Below are 13,970 nucleotides of genomic sequence, written 5' to 3'. Positions count from 1 at the left end.
GAACACGAAGCATGTGCCCGACGTGCAGCGAAAACTCGCGAGCGCAGGGGAACTGCTATACTTCACCGCCCCACGGCCCGAGCGTCAAATAGTCGATAAGACCAAAATCTTGTCTCGACTATACCCGACGAGGCCACGAGTTTACGTGGATGACTATGAATTCCAACGCCGGTCTTTTCCAATAGCGGCGTGACATAGTTTCTATGTCCTAGGCGGGAGCAAATTTAGCGTCCGTTCGACCCTTGCGGCGCCAGAAGCTGCACGTTGGAGGCCACAGGCAGCGCGCGCTTATGCGCGGTGGCTCGGTACGCTCTTTGGATCGTCTCGACCGCCGCCTGGGCCACACCCCTTCCTTCGAGGTAATCGTCTATCTCATCATAGGTCACGCCGTAGGCGTCTTCGTCGGGGTGTAACGGCATCGCGTCATCCAAATCTGCCGTGGGAACCTTACTGATCAGTTCCGCCGGGGCGCCCAGATGAGACGCGATCGCGCGAACGCGCCGCTTATTGAGACCGGCGAGAGGGAGAACATCGGCCGCGCCATCGCCGAACTTTGTGAAGAAACCCATCACCGCTTCGGCTGCATGGTCCGTGCCAATCACAAGGCCGCCCAGGGTCCCCGCGAGAGCAAACTGGGCGACCATCCGTTGGCGTGCCTTGATGTTCCCGAGCACCGTACTGCGCAGGCCGGGGTCGGCGGACTCGTAATTGGAGCCTGTCATCTCGCTCCACAGCGCGTCGGTCGCGGGCTTTATATTGATCACCGCAACGCGGTCGGGCCTGATGGCTGACAAGGCAAGCTGAGCATCGCGCTCGTCCATCTGTTCGCCATAGGGCAGCCGCACCGCTACAAACTCGCATTCGTACCCGATCTGACGCAGATCCTTCACGGCCGATTGCGCGATTAGGCCCGCCGTCAGGGAATCGACGCCGCCGCTGATTCCAAGCACATACGCTCGCTGCCCCGACGACCTCAGATAGTCGCGGAGGAAGGCGGCGCGTTCTGCCGCCTCGCGTCGGGCATCGAACGACGCCGAAACGCCGAGCGCTGCGATAATCTCGTCTTGGATGGGAATGACGACCTCCTGGGCACGCCGCAGTCGCATGCTGGCGACCTCACCTCGCGAAGCTTCTCTGTCCCACGAGCCATAACGCTCACGCAACACCGATTCAAAGCTATCGAAACTATAGCGACAGGGCATTGGGAAAGCAGTCTGATATAAAGCTATAGTCGAGGCGGGATTATCGCGAGTCATAGTGATGAATTGCGTGTCTCTACTGATTTAACACCCGGTTGTCTGAACATCAGCTTTGCGATCCGCTCGATATCTTTCCTTTGCGAGGGTCATCTACGCATTAGCCTGAGATGAAGTCGGTCGGTCTGTCGTGACGAGCAAGGGGGTTCGGCATGGTCACCAGAGGTTTCACCGGCCGCGGTTCAGGCGGCGACCACGAGGGCCGTATTCCGCCAGGTCAACATCTCGTGGAGAACTTTCCCGTTCTTACCGCTGGGCCAACGCCTCGTATCGAGACGTCCGACTGGAAGTTCACGGTCAAGATCGGTCCGAGACCCGTGAAGGTCTGGAGTTGGAGTGAATTCAACGCCCTTCCAAAGACCAAAGTGACCAAAGACATTCACTGCGTCACGTCCTGGTCCAAGCTCGACACGAAGTGGGAAGGCGTGCTGATCGAGGACATCCTCGCTGACGCTGAAGTTAAACAGCCAACAGACTTCGTTCTCGCGCACTGCTACGATGGCTATTCGACGAATGTTCCGCTCGCGGACATGTTGTCCGGCAAAGCTATGGTCGCGCTGAGCTACGCGGGCCAGCCGCTTCCCCGCGACCATGGCGGACCGGCGCGCCTTCTTGTTCCGCATCTCTACTTCTGGAAGTCCGCCAAGTGGGTGAATGCGCTGCAGTTCACCACTCGCGACGAGGCCGGGTTCTGGGAGTTGCGCGGTTATCACATCTACGGTGATCCGTGGCGCGAGCAACGGTACACCCATGACTGAGTTCGATGCGCAACCCGCGTCGTGGCAGTCAGGCGTGATCGACGAAATCGTCCAACAGACACCGAGTATCAAGAGCTTTTTCCTGCGATTGCAGGAACCATTCGTCCATACAGCAGGCCAGCACGTCGACGTCCGGCTGACCGCCCCAGACGGCTATCAGGCGATGCGCAGTTATTCGATCGCATCGTCGGCGGGCTCTTCACCGATCCTGGAACTCGCCATCGAGCGCCTGCCGAATGGCGAAGTTTCGCCATTCTTCCACGACGTCGCCGCAGCCGGCGACGAGATCGAACTCAGGGGACCGCTTGGAGGCCACTTTCTTTGGCCCGAGCCTACCGACAAGCCGGTGCTGCTGATCGGCGCAGGTTCAGGCGTGGTGCCGCTGATGGCGATGATCCGGCAGCGTCGGGCATCGGCACAGGCCGTTCCAGTCGCTCTGCTCTTGTCGGCGCGAACCGCTGAGGACGTGCTCTTCTCCAGCGAACTCCACTCAATCGAGATGAGCGATCCCACGTTCATCTTGACGCTCGCGATTACGCGAGAAGCGCCAAAGCGCGCCTCGGACTATGGCCGACGGATCGACGATGGGATGGTCCAGGCGACAATCGCACGTCTCGGTCGCGACCCGGGCCACGTGTTCGTTTGCGGGTCGAACGGTTTCGTCAACATCGCGACGGACGGCGCATTGTCGGCAGGGCTGGGCGTCTCGATCATCAAGACCGAGCGCTACGGTGGGTAGGGGCGGCCAGATGATCGCATCCCATCACGCGGGAGCGCCCAGCTCAAGCTCTGTCCGGGAAAGGCTTCGCCCATGACCATCATGGCCCGTCAATTTCACCTTAAAAGTCGTCCCGAAGGGCTACCGCAGGCCAACAACTTCGAACTCGTCGAGCAGGATCTCCCCGCGCCAGAGCGAGGACAACTGCTCGTCGCCAACCGGTGGCTCTCCGTTGACCCTTACATGCGCGGCCGCATGACCGGTCGAGAAAGCTATATGCCGCCCTTCCAAGTTGGCGAGCCTCTGGATGGCGCCGCGATCGGCGTCATAGTCGAAAGCAAGGATGAACGGTTCAGCCCTGGCGAGGTCGTGAGCCACTTTGCCGGCTGGCGCGACCGCGCGATCATCGACGCCGCATCCGCTACTAGGATCGATACGACGATTCCAGAGCAGGCGTATCTGGGCCCGCTCGGTTTCCCAGGCTTCGCCGCCTACATCGGCATGCTCCAGATCGGAAAGCCGCGAGCTGGCGAAACTGTGTTCGTGTCAGCAGCAGCGGGTTCTGTCGGATCGCTCGCTGTCCAAATCGCAAAGATCAAGGAATGCCGAGTCGTTGCGTCCGCGGGCGGCGAGGACAAATTGCGTTGGCTGCGCGAGGAAGCAGGCGCTGATGCCACGATAAACTACAAGAATACGGACGACATGGTCGCAGCACTTCGCGAAGCTGCGCCTAAGGGTGTCGACATCTATTTCGACAACGTCGGTGGCACGCACCTGGAAGCGGCGCTTGAGGCGGCCAATGACTTCGCACGCTTCGCTCTGTGCGGAATGATCGAGCAATACAACAGCGAGCCGGTCGGTCCCCGCAATATCTATGCGGTTATTGAGAAGAGCCTCCTGCTGCAAGGCTTCGTCACCATCCACAACATGTCGGTTTGGGAGGATTTCCAGCGCGACGTCACCCGGTGGATCGCCGATGGGAAGGTCAAATGGCAGGAGACGGTTGTTCACGGCCTCGAGAGAACCCCGTCGGCGTTCCTCGATCTCTTCGCCGGAAAAAACATCGGAAAGATGGTTATCGACCTCAGGGATGGGGAGACGCCCTGACGGGCGGCGCCTGCCGTCAGCGGACCGCACCACGCCACCTCGTCTAATTAGAATCTTTTGCTTTGGGAGATCACCGTGAGCCGCTTCGCTGAACCAGTTTTCATAGCCGCAGGCTTGCGGACACCATTCGGCCGTGGCGGAGGAGCGCTGGCAAATTATGACGCGGCCTCATTGTCAGTGCCAGTCGTCCAAGAAATGGCGAAGCTTGCGGAGCCCGATCTGACGATCTGGGGAACCGTCATCCCGAACCTGGGCTGGAGCAATATCGCTCGCGAAATCTGGCTGGACGCGAAGCTCAACCCCAACGTTCCAGCATTCTCCGTAGTCCTAGCGTGCTCGACCAGCATGACCGCGAGCTTCGCCGCAGCCGGGATGCTCGGCGGCGGGCTCAACCTGATACTGGTCGGCGGGTCTGAGGTCATGAGCCGACCATCGCTCGCTCTCACCGCTGAGGCATCTAAACGACTCACCGATCTCTTCGCGCAGGATCCGGCCGCAGCACTTGCCGCCCTGGGGGCGTTGACCCCTCAAGACTATGTGCTCCCCACGAAGGGCTGGGCCAACCGCCTTACGGGCAGGACGATGGGCGATCACATGGAGGAGACCGCCAAGGCGTGGCGCATCTCGCGTGAGGCTCAGGATGACTGGGCTCTAAAAAGCCACCAGCGCGCCGTCGCCGGCTGGAACGGCGGCTTCTTCGATGACCTCGTGATCTCGTTGCCGGAGCTTTCCCGCGATGCGAACCCGCGCGCGGACACATCCGCCGAACGTCTATCCGGTTTGAAGCCCGCCTTCGATCGTGAGAGCGGAATGGGTAGCCTGACAGCCGGCAACAGCTCCCCCATCACGGATGGGGCGGCCGGCTGTTGGGTGTCCAACGAGGAGGGTCTGAAGAGGCTGCCCGATGGCACGCCCTATGCGCGGATAATCGACTACGAAGTCTCGGCGGTCGACCTGCGCACGGAGGGGCTGCTGATGGCGCCGTCATATGCCGTTCCACGACTTCTCGCGCGCCATCACCTTGGCTTCGCCGACATCGCACTTTGGGAAATCCACGAGGCCTTCGCGGCACAGGTGCTGGCCAACGTCGCGGCCATCACCGATCCGAACTGGGTCCGAGAGAAGGCCCGTGTTTCGGCTGAGATGGGCAACTTCGATTGGGATCGCGTCAATCCGAACGGCGGCTCGGTAGCCATCGGACATCCCTTCGGCGCGACCGGCGCGCGTGATCTCAGCCAAGCTGTGAAAGAGCTGTGGGCCATGCCGGTCGGATCTCGAGGGATCGTCAGCATCTGCGCCGATGGTGGTCAAGGCACTGTCGCCCTCCTCGAACGCATCTGATCGGAGGGACAAAAAAATGAAGGCGATCCGCTTCCATGAGTTCGGCGCTCCCGATGTTCTTCGCTATGAGGACGCGCTGACACCTGTGATAAAGCCGGGAGAGGTGCTCGTCCGTGTACAAGCGGCAGGCCTCAACCCGCCCGACTGGTATCTCCGCGAGGGATACAAGGCTCTGCCGCCCGAGTGGCGGCCGTCGGTGACATTCCCCGCCATACCGGGCTCGGATGTGTCCGGGATCGTCGAGAAGGTCGCCGACGATGTGACCGCGTTCTCGCCGGGCGATGAAGTTTTCGGAATGATCCGCTTTCCCAGCTTCGGCGAGAGCCTGGGATACGCCGAGTATGTTTCCGCGCCTGCTTCCGACCTTGCGGCCAAGCCCCGACACCTGGACCACATTCATGCAGCCGCCGTTCCCATGTCGGGGCTGACCGCTTGGCAGTTCCTGATCGAGCTAGGCCATAACGAGCAGAACCCGCTGCAGTCCGAGCGCCACAGCCCGGTCCCGTTGGCTGGGAAGAGCGTTATGATCAACGGCGCTGCAGGGGGTGTCGGTCATCTGGCATTGCAGTTGGCAAAGCACGAAGGCGCGCGTGTCATCGCTGTCGCTTCAACCCGGCACGAAGCGTTCCTCCGCGAACTGGGTGCCGACGAGTTCATCGACTACACGAAGACCAAACCCGAAGACGATGTGCGAGACATCGATCTTGTCGTCGATGCCGTCGGCGGTCCGACCTCCGGCCGCTTCCTTCGGACCATACGTCGGGGCGGAGCGCTGTTCCCGATTTTTCCCCTTGGCTTTGCCGGACATGATGAAGCTGCCGACCGGGGAGTGACCGTTTCGGCGACGCAGGTGCGTTCCAGTGGCGACCAGTTGGCCCAGCTAGCTCGCTTGCTCGACAGCGGCGCGGTTCGCGTCGCCGTCGACAGCACATACCCCCTTTCCGAAGCGGCCGCCGCTCACGAACGCGCAGAGGCAGGCCATATCCAGGGCAAGATCGTCCTCGCCGTCGGTAACCCCATCGCCGATCAGAGCGGCCAAGCGGGCGTGCCGTCATCGCAGTGGCCGCCCCGCATGAGGGGGCACTGACATGACGCGGGAAACGCCGATGATCGGCCACGCTCGACCTTCGAGGCATCATCCAGGAGAACTGCGGTGAGCCTGAGCGCTGACAGAACCGATTTCGGGGCGGCACAGCGGGTGCGGGCGCTTGCAGACCTCATGGTGCTCGACACACCGGATGAGCAAGCCTTCGACGATCTCGTTTTTGTCGCCGCAAAGGCCTGTGACGTTCCCATCGCGCTCATCACCCTGCTGGATACTGACCGGCAATGGTTCAAAGCCAAGTACGGGCTTGAGGTATGCGAGACGGAGATCGAACACTCGGTCTGTCGGATCGAGATCGATCAGGGCGATCTTCTCGAGATCGTCGATCTCACAAATGATGCGCGGACCAAGCGCAATCCGCTCGTCACAGGCGCCCGGCACTTTCGCGCCTACGCTGGCGCACCGCTCGTCCTGCGATCCGGAGCGATCGTAGGTCGCCTGTGCGTCATCGATACCGTTCCGCGGCCTGAAGGGCTCAGCGAGATGGAAAAGGCGATGCTGCAGGCGCTCGCCCGTCTCGCCAGCGAAAATCTCGAACTCCGCCGGATCGCAACGGCGAGCGAGCGCCTCACAGCCTTGCAGACCGCCCTGGTCGAAATCGGCGAAACCATTCGGAGCAGCCACGATACCGCAGGGATGGCTTCGGCGACCGCCGCCATCGTCGGCCGAGCGCTCTCCGCAGACCGAGCCGGGTTCGGATCCGTCAACGAGGACGTCGATACGATTGACGTCGAAACCGATTGGACGGCGCCGGGGGCCGTGAGCATTGCCGGGCGCCACCGTCTCGACGAGTATGGGAGCTTGCGCGAGCCGCTCGTCGTTGGCGACCCGCTCGTCGTTTGGGACGCCCTGACCGACGATCGCACTCTGCACAATCTCGAGAGCGCAATGCGGGTCGGCGTTCGGTCGTTGGTCGATATGCCGGTTCGAGATCGTGGCAAAACCATCGCCGTCTTCTTCGTTCATTCGGCGCATCCCCGACCTTGGCCCGCAGAGGAAATCTCGTTCCTGCGAAGTGCGGCGGACCGGCTTGAGGCAGGCGTCGCGAGGCATCGTACCGAGCAGCAGCAACTCATAGTGAACGGCGAAATTGCTCACCGCCTGAAGAACATGCTCACCATGGTTCAGGCCATCGCCAGCCAAACGCTGCGAAGCGTCACCGATCGCGAAGCGGTCTACGCCTTCGAGCGTCGGCTGATGGCTCTGAGCGCGGCGCACGACGCCTTGCTTCAAAAGAGTTGGACACAAGCTGATCTACAAGCTGTCGCAGCGACAGTGATCGACGCGATCGGGTTCTCAGATCGGGTCGACATGAGTGGGCCGGCGGTGGCGCTGGGGCCACGAGCGGCGCTCTCGTTCTCCCTCATCGTCCACGAGTTACTGACCAACGCCTGCAAATACGGCGCGCTGACCAGTGACGATGGCCACGTCTCGCTGTCGTGGGAAGTCGAGGTCGGCCTGGACGACGACCTTCTCCGCGTGAAATGGCGAGAACGGGGTGGGCCTCCGGTTGTGCCGCCAACTCGCCGAGGCTTTGGATCGAAGCTGATCAACATCGGCCTGGTCGGCACCGGGGGCGTCGATGTTCGCTACGAGCCCGCCGGGTTAACGGCCGATCTGCACGCCTCCATGCGTCACCTGGTTCAAGGTTGATGGGAGTATGGGTGGAATGGTGAAACCCGTGGTGCTCGTCGTCGAAGACGAACCACTTCTCCGTCTGTTTGCGACGGACATGATCGAGGAGGCAGGTTTCGAAGTCTTGCAGGCGCCGAATGCATCCGCCGCGCTTATGACCTTGGAGGAACGACTGGATGTGCGCGTCGTGTTCACGGACGTGAACATGCCCGGCGGGATCGATGGCATCATGCTCGCCATTTGCATCCGCCGGCGGTGGCCGACCATCCAGATCATCATCACGTCCGGGAGGCCTTGGCCGGTCGAGGCCGTCGTTCCAGCGGACGTTGTGTTCTTCGCCAAGCCATACCGGCAAGACCGGGTTTTGGACACGGTCCGGAAGATGGCGGCGTGATGGCCAGCGCCTCAAACAACTCGGACGCCAGAGCGGTGAGGTCCACGAGTGCACCTTCGAAATCGAGCTTCTCTACCCGGGGGCGCAAGCCTTTGCCTTCACCTTCGGATGACCCCCGCGAATCCGGCCGGCCCGTCATCCCTCAACGATTGGAGACACAACATGAAGCCTGAGGTTCTCATCTACACCACGAGTTGGTGCCCGTTCTGCCGCCGCGCGAAGGCGCTCCTTCAAGAGAAGGGCGTGGCATTCACCGAGCTTGATATCGAAGCCGATCCTGCACACCGGAAGGCGATGATCGAGTCGTCGGGGCGAAGCACCGTGCCGCAGATCTTCATCAACGAGACGCATGTCGGCGGCTCCGACGATCTCGCTGCGCTCGATGCAGATGGCTCGCTCGACAAGCTGCTTGCCGGACAAACTCCGGCAAACTGATTTGTCCCGCCAGATAGGGCCACTGGTCGATGCAAGTGGCTGAAAATTAAAAGAGGAGTCCGGTTTGGTCTCAGCAGTTTGGAACGATGCCACCCTCGCGGTCAGCGACGAGACTATGGTCGTGGATGGAAACCATTATTTCCCGCCTCAATCGGTTGACCGGCAGTATCTGGCACCGAGCGAGCACACGTCTGTCTGTCCCGTGAAGGGGACGGCGCAATACTTTCATCTCCAGGTCGGCGACCGGCGCAATGCAAACGCCGCCTGGACCTACGCCGACCCTTCTCCGGCGGCGCACTCCATCAAGGATCACATCGCCTTCTGGAAAGGCGTCAACGTCGCTTAGCCGTCAGCCCGCCATTAGACTTCAGAAAGGAACCGCCGATGTCGAAAGTTTTGGACGGCAAAGTCGCTATCATCACGGGTGGCTCTCGGGGCCTTGGCGCCGTGCTGGCGGCGACGCTCGCCGATCAGGGAGCCGATATTGCTATCACCTACGCTGCTTCGGCCGATAAAGCCGAGTCCGTCGCCGAGGTGGTGAGGGCCAAAGGCGTTCGCGCTCTCGCGATCCGATGCGATCAAGCGGATACGTCCGCCGCCCAGCCCATGGTCGAGCAGGTCGTAGCTGAACTCGGCAAGCTCGACATCTTGATCAACAACGCCGCAATCGCCGTCCAAGGAAAATTGGTCGACGATCCGACGCTCGATTCCGCTGCGTTCGACAGGCAGTGGATGGTAAATGTGCTTGGGACCGTGGCGATCACGCGTGCGGCGGCGCAGAAAATCTCTGACGGTGGCCGCATTGTCTTCATCGGTTCCGGCCTGGGCACCCGAGCGATCGTGCCGGGAATTGCCGACTACGCAGGAACCAAGGCAGCAATCGCAGGATATGCCCGCGGGGTGCAACGTGATCTTGGCCCACGCAACATTACCGTCAACGTCGTCCAACCTGGCATCATGCCGACCGACATGACCGGGGAAGTCGCTGAGAATTTTCCGCAGGCCGTCATCGATATGCATCCCATCCGTCGGATCGCCACGATTGAAGAAGTGGCGGGCGCCGTCAGTTACCTCGTTAGTCCCGCTGCAAGCTACACAGCTGGCGCGGTGATAGATGTGTCAGGGGGCGTCCTGGTCTGAATCGATGCGCGACGGGCGTGTCACGCGGATAACTGAAGGACGATCGCTTCCGCGCCTCAGCGCTCCGTTGAATTCCGGGCAGCAGATCGGCTGATCCTGCAGGGCCCATTATTCTCGAAGCCACAGCGGATAATGCTTCCGCATTTCAGGAGTTCATAGAGTGCCGAATGCAGAGCTGACCCAAGAGCGCATCGCCGTCGCCACCGACTATTTCCGGAAAATCGACAGTGGCGATCCCACCATTCTCGACATTCTGACTGACGATGTCGTGACGTACTTCCCGAAGTTCGGAGTTGGATATGGCAAAGCCGAATTCATGGAAGTCGCCAAGGGTCTGTTGGGGTCGCTTCAGCGGATCGAGCACGATTTCGATCGCATGACCTTCCACGTAGCCCGCGACCACGTGATCGTGGAAGGCTTTGAAGGTGGCGTTATGGCTGACGGCACGGCGTGGCCGGTTGAAGGCCGATCCGAAGGCCGTTTCGCCAACGTATTCGAGTTCGACGGCGCGCTTATCAAGCGTGTTTTCATCTACGTAGACCCGGACTTCGCTAGCGCTAATGACGCGGGGTTTCTTTGGGGCCGCAACGTCAGACTGACGCGATGACTCCAATCGCATGGCGCGGCACTCACGTTCGCAGGGCGAAGGCCGATTGGCGGTGATGCAGAATGGACCATCCAGAATTCGATACGGCTTTCGAGCGTCTGCCTGAGGGGTATAGCGAAGGCGCTTACGAAGGCAGGCGTTTCGGCGTGACGGTTCGTCGGTCGGAGGATGGACGGAGGAACAGCCTTTTTGCTCGAGAACTAGCCGGGAACGACATCGTCAGCTTCAATCTGTATCGCGTTGCTTCGGGCAGTGCGTCGCTGAAGCCGTGCGAGATGTCCTCGGAGAAGGTTATCGCTTTCGTATTGGGCTATCAGCCGAATGCCTGATGAGCATGTGGGGTTCGCTGCCTTCCCATGTTCCCGTGCCGCTCCAAGCGCCCTTCTGGTCGCCAGAACTATCGAAACTATAGACACAAGCCATTGGACTTCGATCTGAGGTAAATTCATCCTCTATACCTCAGCGTGCCAGAGAATCGGCGCTGATCTTTTGCGCAAGCCATCATCGAGGAAGTTCACGCGATGACAAACTCCAGTGCTGCAACCGTGCCTTCACCATCTGACCTCGACGAGAACGCGACCATGACGGTTGCCGACGCGCTGAAGATAATATTGGCGAACAGCTATGCGGTCTACCTCAAGACAAAGAACTTTCACTGGCATGTCTCGGGCCCGTACTTCAGGGACTACCATCTCCTTCTCGATGAGCAAGCTGCGGAAATCCTCGCAGCGACCGATGCGATGGCGGAGCGCGCCCGGAAGACCGGAAATACGACCATACGATCGATCGGCGATATCGCCCGCCACCAGACGATCAAGGACAACGACGCTGAGTTCGTCACGCCGCAGGACATGCTGGCGGAGCTGCGCGCCGATAATCTTCACATGGTCGAGTCGCTGCGCCGCGCAAAGGAAGTCGCCGACGAGGCGAAGGACAACGCGACCTCCGGCCTGATCGATACCTGGACCGACGAAGCGGAACGCCGAGCGTGGTTCCTTTTCGAAGTCAGCCGATAGGTCTGCTGCTCAACGGATCGGATCGTTTCATGGCGCCTAACGATGTGCAGACCCAGTTCCTTCAGACAGAGGGCGGTAGGATAGCCTTCGACGATACGGGTGGAACCGGACCTCTCGTCGTAGGCATCCCAGGAATGGGAGACCTGCGCTCCGAGTATCGGCTCATCAAGCCCATGCTGCAGCATGCGGGATGCCGAGTGGTGACGATGGACGTCCGCGGATTCGGCCAATCGTCGCCGGAGTGGTCGGATTACTCCGCGCGAGCGGTCGGCCGTGACGCCGTCGCCATCCTCCGACAGTTGGCTGACGGGCCAGCCGTGATCATGGGCAACTCGTTCGCAGCCGGCTCCGCGCTTTGGGCTGCCAAGGAAGCTCCTAGTCACGTCAACGGGGTGGTGCTGCTCGGTCCGATCGTTCGCGATCTTCCCCTCACGACGATCCAGAAACTTGTCCTTGGGCTCGGATTCGCGGGGCCATGGCGAACCTGGTTCTGGACCACTTACTGGAGCAGCCTATTCCCGACGAAACCGGCGCCGGATCATGCTGAGGTAAAAGCGGCGATTGCTGCAAACCTCAGGGAGCCAAAGCGCATGCAGGCTCTCTTGACGATGCTCTCATTGTCGAAGTCCGACACCGCAGCGATCTTGGACGAGATCTCTGTGCCGAGCCTCATCGTCATGGGCACAAAGGATCCCGACTTCACGGACCCTGTCGAAGAAGCCCGGAGCTTGGCTTCGAGGCTCCATGCCGAAACCATGATTGTCGAGGGCGCTGGACACTACCCTCATGTCGAAATGGCGAACGATGTCGGACAGCGGATCATCGCGTTCGTCCGCCAGCTCGATAAGTCTGGCCCGGCCGTTGTGCCTTTGCGCAGGAGTTAAGTATGGCAAAGGTTGGCTTTGGAGGAGGTTGCCACTGGTGCACCGAGGGCGTTTTCCAAGCGTTGCGTGGCGTCACGCAGGTCGAGCAGGGTTTCCTACAATCGGCCGCCCCGGCGAACACCTGGGCTGAGGGGGTGGTCGTGACGTTCGAACCCTCCGTTATCGGGCTGGGGACACTGTCCGAGGTGCACCTGCGCACACACTCCGCTACACGTGCCCGCTCGGTTGAAAACAAATACCGAAGCGCGATCTATATCTTCGACGAGAGTCAGCGGGTCGAAGCCGAAGAGGCGATACGCGGACTCGCTGAGGAGGCCGGCAAGCCGGTCCACACCCTCATCCTGCCGTTCGTGGGCTTCAAGGCTTCGGACGAGAGATACCAGAACTATTATCGCACCGACCCAAACAGACCCTTTTGTCGTCGATACATCGATCCCAAGCTCGACTTCATCCGCAAGCATTTTTCGGAGAACGCGCTTCCCGAGTAGCCACGGCTGTATCGGCATCTGTCAGAACGACCGAACTGCCAACAACTTCGAGCGAAAGATCGATGGTACCTTTTCTGAGAAGCCGCCGTCCGCGCTGCTTCCTATTTTTTTTAAAACGATGGCCAGCAGGATTCACGGACGCATCTAAAGACGTGAACGCTTGAACACTGGGATGGATCGGGATCGATCCTCGTCCAAGGTTTTCAGCCATCTCTGGCGAGGCACGACCCGCTCTAACCTCGTTTCCAAGCCGTCGAGGAAGGGGTGCCACACGCTATGAGTCTCTGCCAGGAAGATTGCGGTTCCACGGCGATGGCTGATCGTGAGGCAACGCGTCTCGTCGTAGTGCTGCTGCCCATAGAAAGCGGCGACCGTAGTAACGTCCTGCCAACCGAAGGCCACTCGATCGACGCCGTCGAAGGAAACCAGCTTGTCGCCATCGACGGCTAGCAGGCCAGCAAACACGCTTCGATAAAACGGCTCGCATTGCGGGAGGACATCACTCAGGGCTGCAATAATCGCTGCTTCGGCACCGGTTCGATCCTGAAGGCGAATCTCCAGATCGTCGCCGTCCTTGGTGAGAAAGAAAAGCGACAGGCCATCTTCATAGGGAAGAAATGTGTATGTGCGGTAGCGCCATTGTTGCCCCTGGCGATGGAGGCGTCCGTCATGATCACGGAAGTCGCGTTCGACGCGATAATGACGTCCGGGATGCAAATGCCCATACGCCTTCCCGAGAGTGTTCCTACTGAACCATCTTACGATCACCGCCACTCCGATGGGCCTAACGCCGAGGCGATCTCGTTACGGTCGGTTTAAGAGGGCACGGTCAGTGCCGCGCAACTCGACTGGGCGCCAATCGCCGGCACGCTCACATACCGCAACAGTGTCATCTTATTGAGTGCTCGGCGAGCGCTTGTAGCGCCATCCCCAAAGAGAGGGGTGGCGCGCCGGTGAGGATGAAACTACGAACACTTATGTTTTTGAAATTAAAGCAACTTAAGAATGTCCGCTTTGGTTGCCATCTGTCGAAATGTGGACGAACCTTAAGGGTCGCGCTGCCGACCTTCGACAGTATTGACTCGG

18 protein-coding genes are annotated in these 13,970 nt (G+C 60.5%); 16 read left to right on the top strand and 2 right to left on the bottom strand.

Translation table 11 applies throughout. The features are described from left to right. Nucleotides 1-224: 224 nt before the first annotated feature. Complete coding sequence (gene nadE, locus V5F61_RS09200) at nucleotides 225-1,106, bottom strand: ammonia-dependent NAD(+) synthetase (protein ID WP_051141593.1); 882 nt, start codon at nucleotides 1,104-1,106, stop codon at nucleotides 225-227. A gap of 302 nt (nucleotides 1,107-1,408) precedes the next feature. On the opposite strand from nadE, the gene V5F61_RS09195 reads away from it, so the two are divergent. From V5F61_RS09195 to V5F61_RS09120, 16 genes are all read left to right on the top strand, one after another. After that, nucleotides 1,409-2,014 (top strand): sulfite oxidase-like oxidoreductase, encoded by a 606-nt coding sequence (locus V5F61_RS09195; RefSeq protein WP_024350792.1) that lies wholly within the window; start codon nucleotides 1,409-1,411, stop codon nucleotides 2,012-2,014. After that, nucleotides 2,007-2,753 (top strand): ferredoxin reductase, encoded by a 747-nt coding sequence (locus V5F61_RS09190; protein WP_024350791.1) that lies wholly within the window; start codon nucleotides 2,007-2,009, stop codon nucleotides 2,751-2,753. The genes V5F61_RS09195 and V5F61_RS09190 overlap by 8 nt, the downstream gene beginning before the upstream one ends. 72 nt (nucleotides 2,754-2,825) lie before the next feature. Further along, nucleotides 2,826-3,839, top strand: coding sequence for an NADP-dependent oxidoreductase (locus V5F61_RS09185; RefSeq protein ID WP_024350790.1), 1,014 nt, complete (start codon nucleotides 2,826-2,828; stop codon nucleotides 3,837-3,839). Between the two features lie 75 nt (nucleotides 3,840-3,914). Next, nucleotides 3,915-5,180: a thiolase family protein gene (locus tag V5F61_RS09180; protein ID WP_024350789.1), complete on the top strand. Its 1,266-nt coding sequence runs from the start codon at nucleotides 3,915-3,917 to the stop codon at nucleotides 5,178-5,180. Nucleotides 5,181-5,196: 16 nt separating this feature from the next. After that, nucleotides 5,197-6,267 carry an NADP-dependent oxidoreductase gene (locus V5F61_RS09175; protein WP_024350788.1) on the top strand — a complete coding sequence of 357 codons (1,071 nt, stop codon included), beginning with the start codon at nucleotides 5,197-5,199 and terminating at the stop codon, nucleotides 6,265-6,267. A gap of 66 nt (nucleotides 6,268-6,333) precedes the next feature. Beyond that, a complete protein-coding gene (locus V5F61_RS09170; RefSeq protein WP_051375908.1) occupies nucleotides 6,334-7,938 on the top strand; it encodes a sensor histidine kinase in 1,605 nt (534 codons plus the stop codon). A 16-nt stretch (nucleotides 7,939-7,954) separates the two neighbouring features. Next, nucleotides 7,955-8,314 carry a response regulator gene (locus tag V5F61_RS09165; protein ID WP_035449975.1) on the top strand — a complete coding sequence of 120 codons (360 nt, stop codon included), beginning with the start codon at nucleotides 7,955-7,957 and terminating at the stop codon, nucleotides 8,312-8,314. Then, a complete protein-coding gene (locus tag V5F61_RS09160) occupies nucleotides 8,247-8,426 on the top strand; it encodes a hypothetical protein (protein ID WP_081651911.1) in 180 nt (59 codons plus the stop codon). Before V5F61_RS09165 ends, V5F61_RS09160 begins: the two co-directional genes overlap by 68 nt. Nucleotides 8,427-8,476: 50 nt before the next feature. Continuing rightward, nucleotides 8,477-8,749 (top strand): glutaredoxin 3, encoded by a 273-nt coding sequence (gene grxC / locus V5F61_RS09155; RefSeq protein WP_024350786.1) that lies wholly within the window; start codon nucleotides 8,477-8,479, stop codon nucleotides 8,747-8,749. Between the two features lie 64 nt (nucleotides 8,750-8,813). Next, nucleotides 8,814-9,095: a DUF427 domain-containing protein gene (locus V5F61_RS09150; RefSeq protein ID WP_024350785.1), complete on the top strand. Its 282-nt coding sequence runs from the start codon at nucleotides 8,814-8,816 to the stop codon at nucleotides 9,093-9,095. Nucleotides 9,096-9,133: 38 nt separating this feature from the next. Beyond that, nucleotides 9,134-9,889, top strand: a complete 756-nt coding sequence (locus V5F61_RS09145) for an SDR family NAD(P)-dependent oxidoreductase (protein WP_024350784.1) — start codon at nucleotides 9,134-9,136, stop codon at nucleotides 9,887-9,889. 160 nt (nucleotides 9,890-10,049) lie between these two features. Beyond that, nucleotides 10,050-10,496, top strand: a complete 447-nt coding sequence (locus V5F61_RS09140) for a nuclear transport factor 2 family protein (RefSeq protein WP_201767728.1) — start codon at nucleotides 10,050-10,052, stop codon at nucleotides 10,494-10,496. Nucleotides 10,497-10,558: 62 nt separating this feature from the next. Continuing rightward, nucleotides 10,559-10,825, top strand: coding sequence for a hypothetical protein (locus V5F61_RS09135; RefSeq protein ID WP_024588016.1), 267 nt, complete (start codon nucleotides 10,559-10,561; stop codon nucleotides 10,823-10,825). 252 nt (nucleotides 10,826-11,077) lie between these two features. Further along, the gene (locus V5F61_RS09130; protein ID WP_240612039.1) at nucleotides 11,078-11,512 is read left to right on the top strand and encodes a Dps family protein; all 435 of its coding nucleotides are present in this window, start codon (nucleotides 11,078-11,080) and stop codon (nucleotides 11,510-11,512) included. Between the two features lie 29 nt (nucleotides 11,513-11,541). Further along, entirely contained in the window at nucleotides 11,542-12,396 is an 855-nt protein-coding gene (locus V5F61_RS09125) for an alpha/beta fold hydrolase (protein WP_024350781.1), read from the top strand. 2 nt (nucleotides 12,397-12,398) lie between these two features. Then, the gene (locus tag V5F61_RS09120) at nucleotides 12,399-12,884 is read left to right on the top strand and encodes a peptide-methionine (S)-S-oxide reductase (protein WP_024350780.1); all 486 of its coding nucleotides are present in this window, start codon (nucleotides 12,399-12,401) and stop codon (nucleotides 12,882-12,884) included. 144 nt (nucleotides 12,885-13,028) lie between these two features. On the opposite strand, the gene V5F61_RS09115 is transcribed toward V5F61_RS09120, so the two are convergent. Beyond that, complete coding sequence (locus tag V5F61_RS09115) at nucleotides 13,029-13,658, bottom strand: DUF3601 domain-containing protein (protein WP_162142664.1); 630 nt, start codon at nucleotides 13,656-13,658, stop codon at nucleotides 13,029-13,031. Nucleotides 13,659-13,970: the final 312 nt, after the last annotated feature.

Origin of the sequence: Xanthobacter sediminis, assembly GCF_043195015.1 — a bacterium.
Classification (GTDB): domain Bacteria; phylum Pseudomonadota; class Alphaproteobacteria; order Rhizobiales; family Xanthobacteraceae; genus Xanthobacter.
This window is presented reverse-complemented; position numbering and strand designations above follow the sequence as displayed.

Bases quoted from the DNA above. Each gene is read 5' to 3' on its own strand.
- nadE (WP_051141593.1), bottom strand. From the start codon at position 1,106: ATGCGACTGCGGCGTGCCCAGGAGGTCGTCATTCCCATCCAAGACGAG.
- V5F61_RS09195 (WP_024350792.1), top strand. From the start codon at position 1,409: ATGGTCACCAGAGGTTTCACCGGCCGCGGTTCAGGCGGCGACCACGAG.
- V5F61_RS09190 (WP_024350791.1), top strand. From the start codon at position 2,007: ATGACTGAGTTCGATGCGCAACCCGCGTCGTGGCAGTCAGGCGTGATC.
- V5F61_RS09185 (WP_024350790.1), top strand. From the start codon at position 2,826: ATGACCATCATGGCCCGTCAATTTCACCTTAAAAGTCGTCCCGAAGGG.
- V5F61_RS09175 (WP_024350788.1), top strand. From the start codon at position 5,197: ATGAAGGCGATCCGCTTCCATGAGTTCGGCGCTCCCGATGTTCTTCGC.
- V5F61_RS09165 (WP_035449975.1), top strand. From the start codon at position 7,955: ATGGTGAAACCCGTGGTGCTCGTCGTCGAAGACGAACCACTTCTCCGT.
- grxC (WP_024350786.1), top strand. From the start codon at position 8,477: ATGAAGCCTGAGGTTCTCATCTACACCACGAGTTGGTGCCCGTTCTGC.
- V5F61_RS09145 (WP_024350784.1), top strand. From the start codon at position 9,134: ATGTCGAAAGTTTTGGACGGCAAAGTCGCTATCATCACGGGTGGCTCT.
- V5F61_RS09135 (WP_024588016.1), top strand. From the start codon at position 10,559: ATGGACCATCCAGAATTCGATACGGCTTTCGAGCGTCTGCCTGAGGGG.
- V5F61_RS09130 (WP_240612039.1), top strand. From the start codon at position 11,078: ATGACGGTTGCCGACGCGCTGAAGATAATATTGGCGAACAGCTATGCG.
- V5F61_RS09125 (WP_024350781.1), top strand. From the start codon at position 11,542: ATGGCGCCTAACGATGTGCAGACCCAGTTCCTTCAGACAGAGGGCGGT.
- V5F61_RS09120 (WP_024350780.1), top strand. From the start codon at position 12,399: ATGGCAAAGGTTGGCTTTGGAGGAGGTTGCCACTGGTGCACCGAGGGC.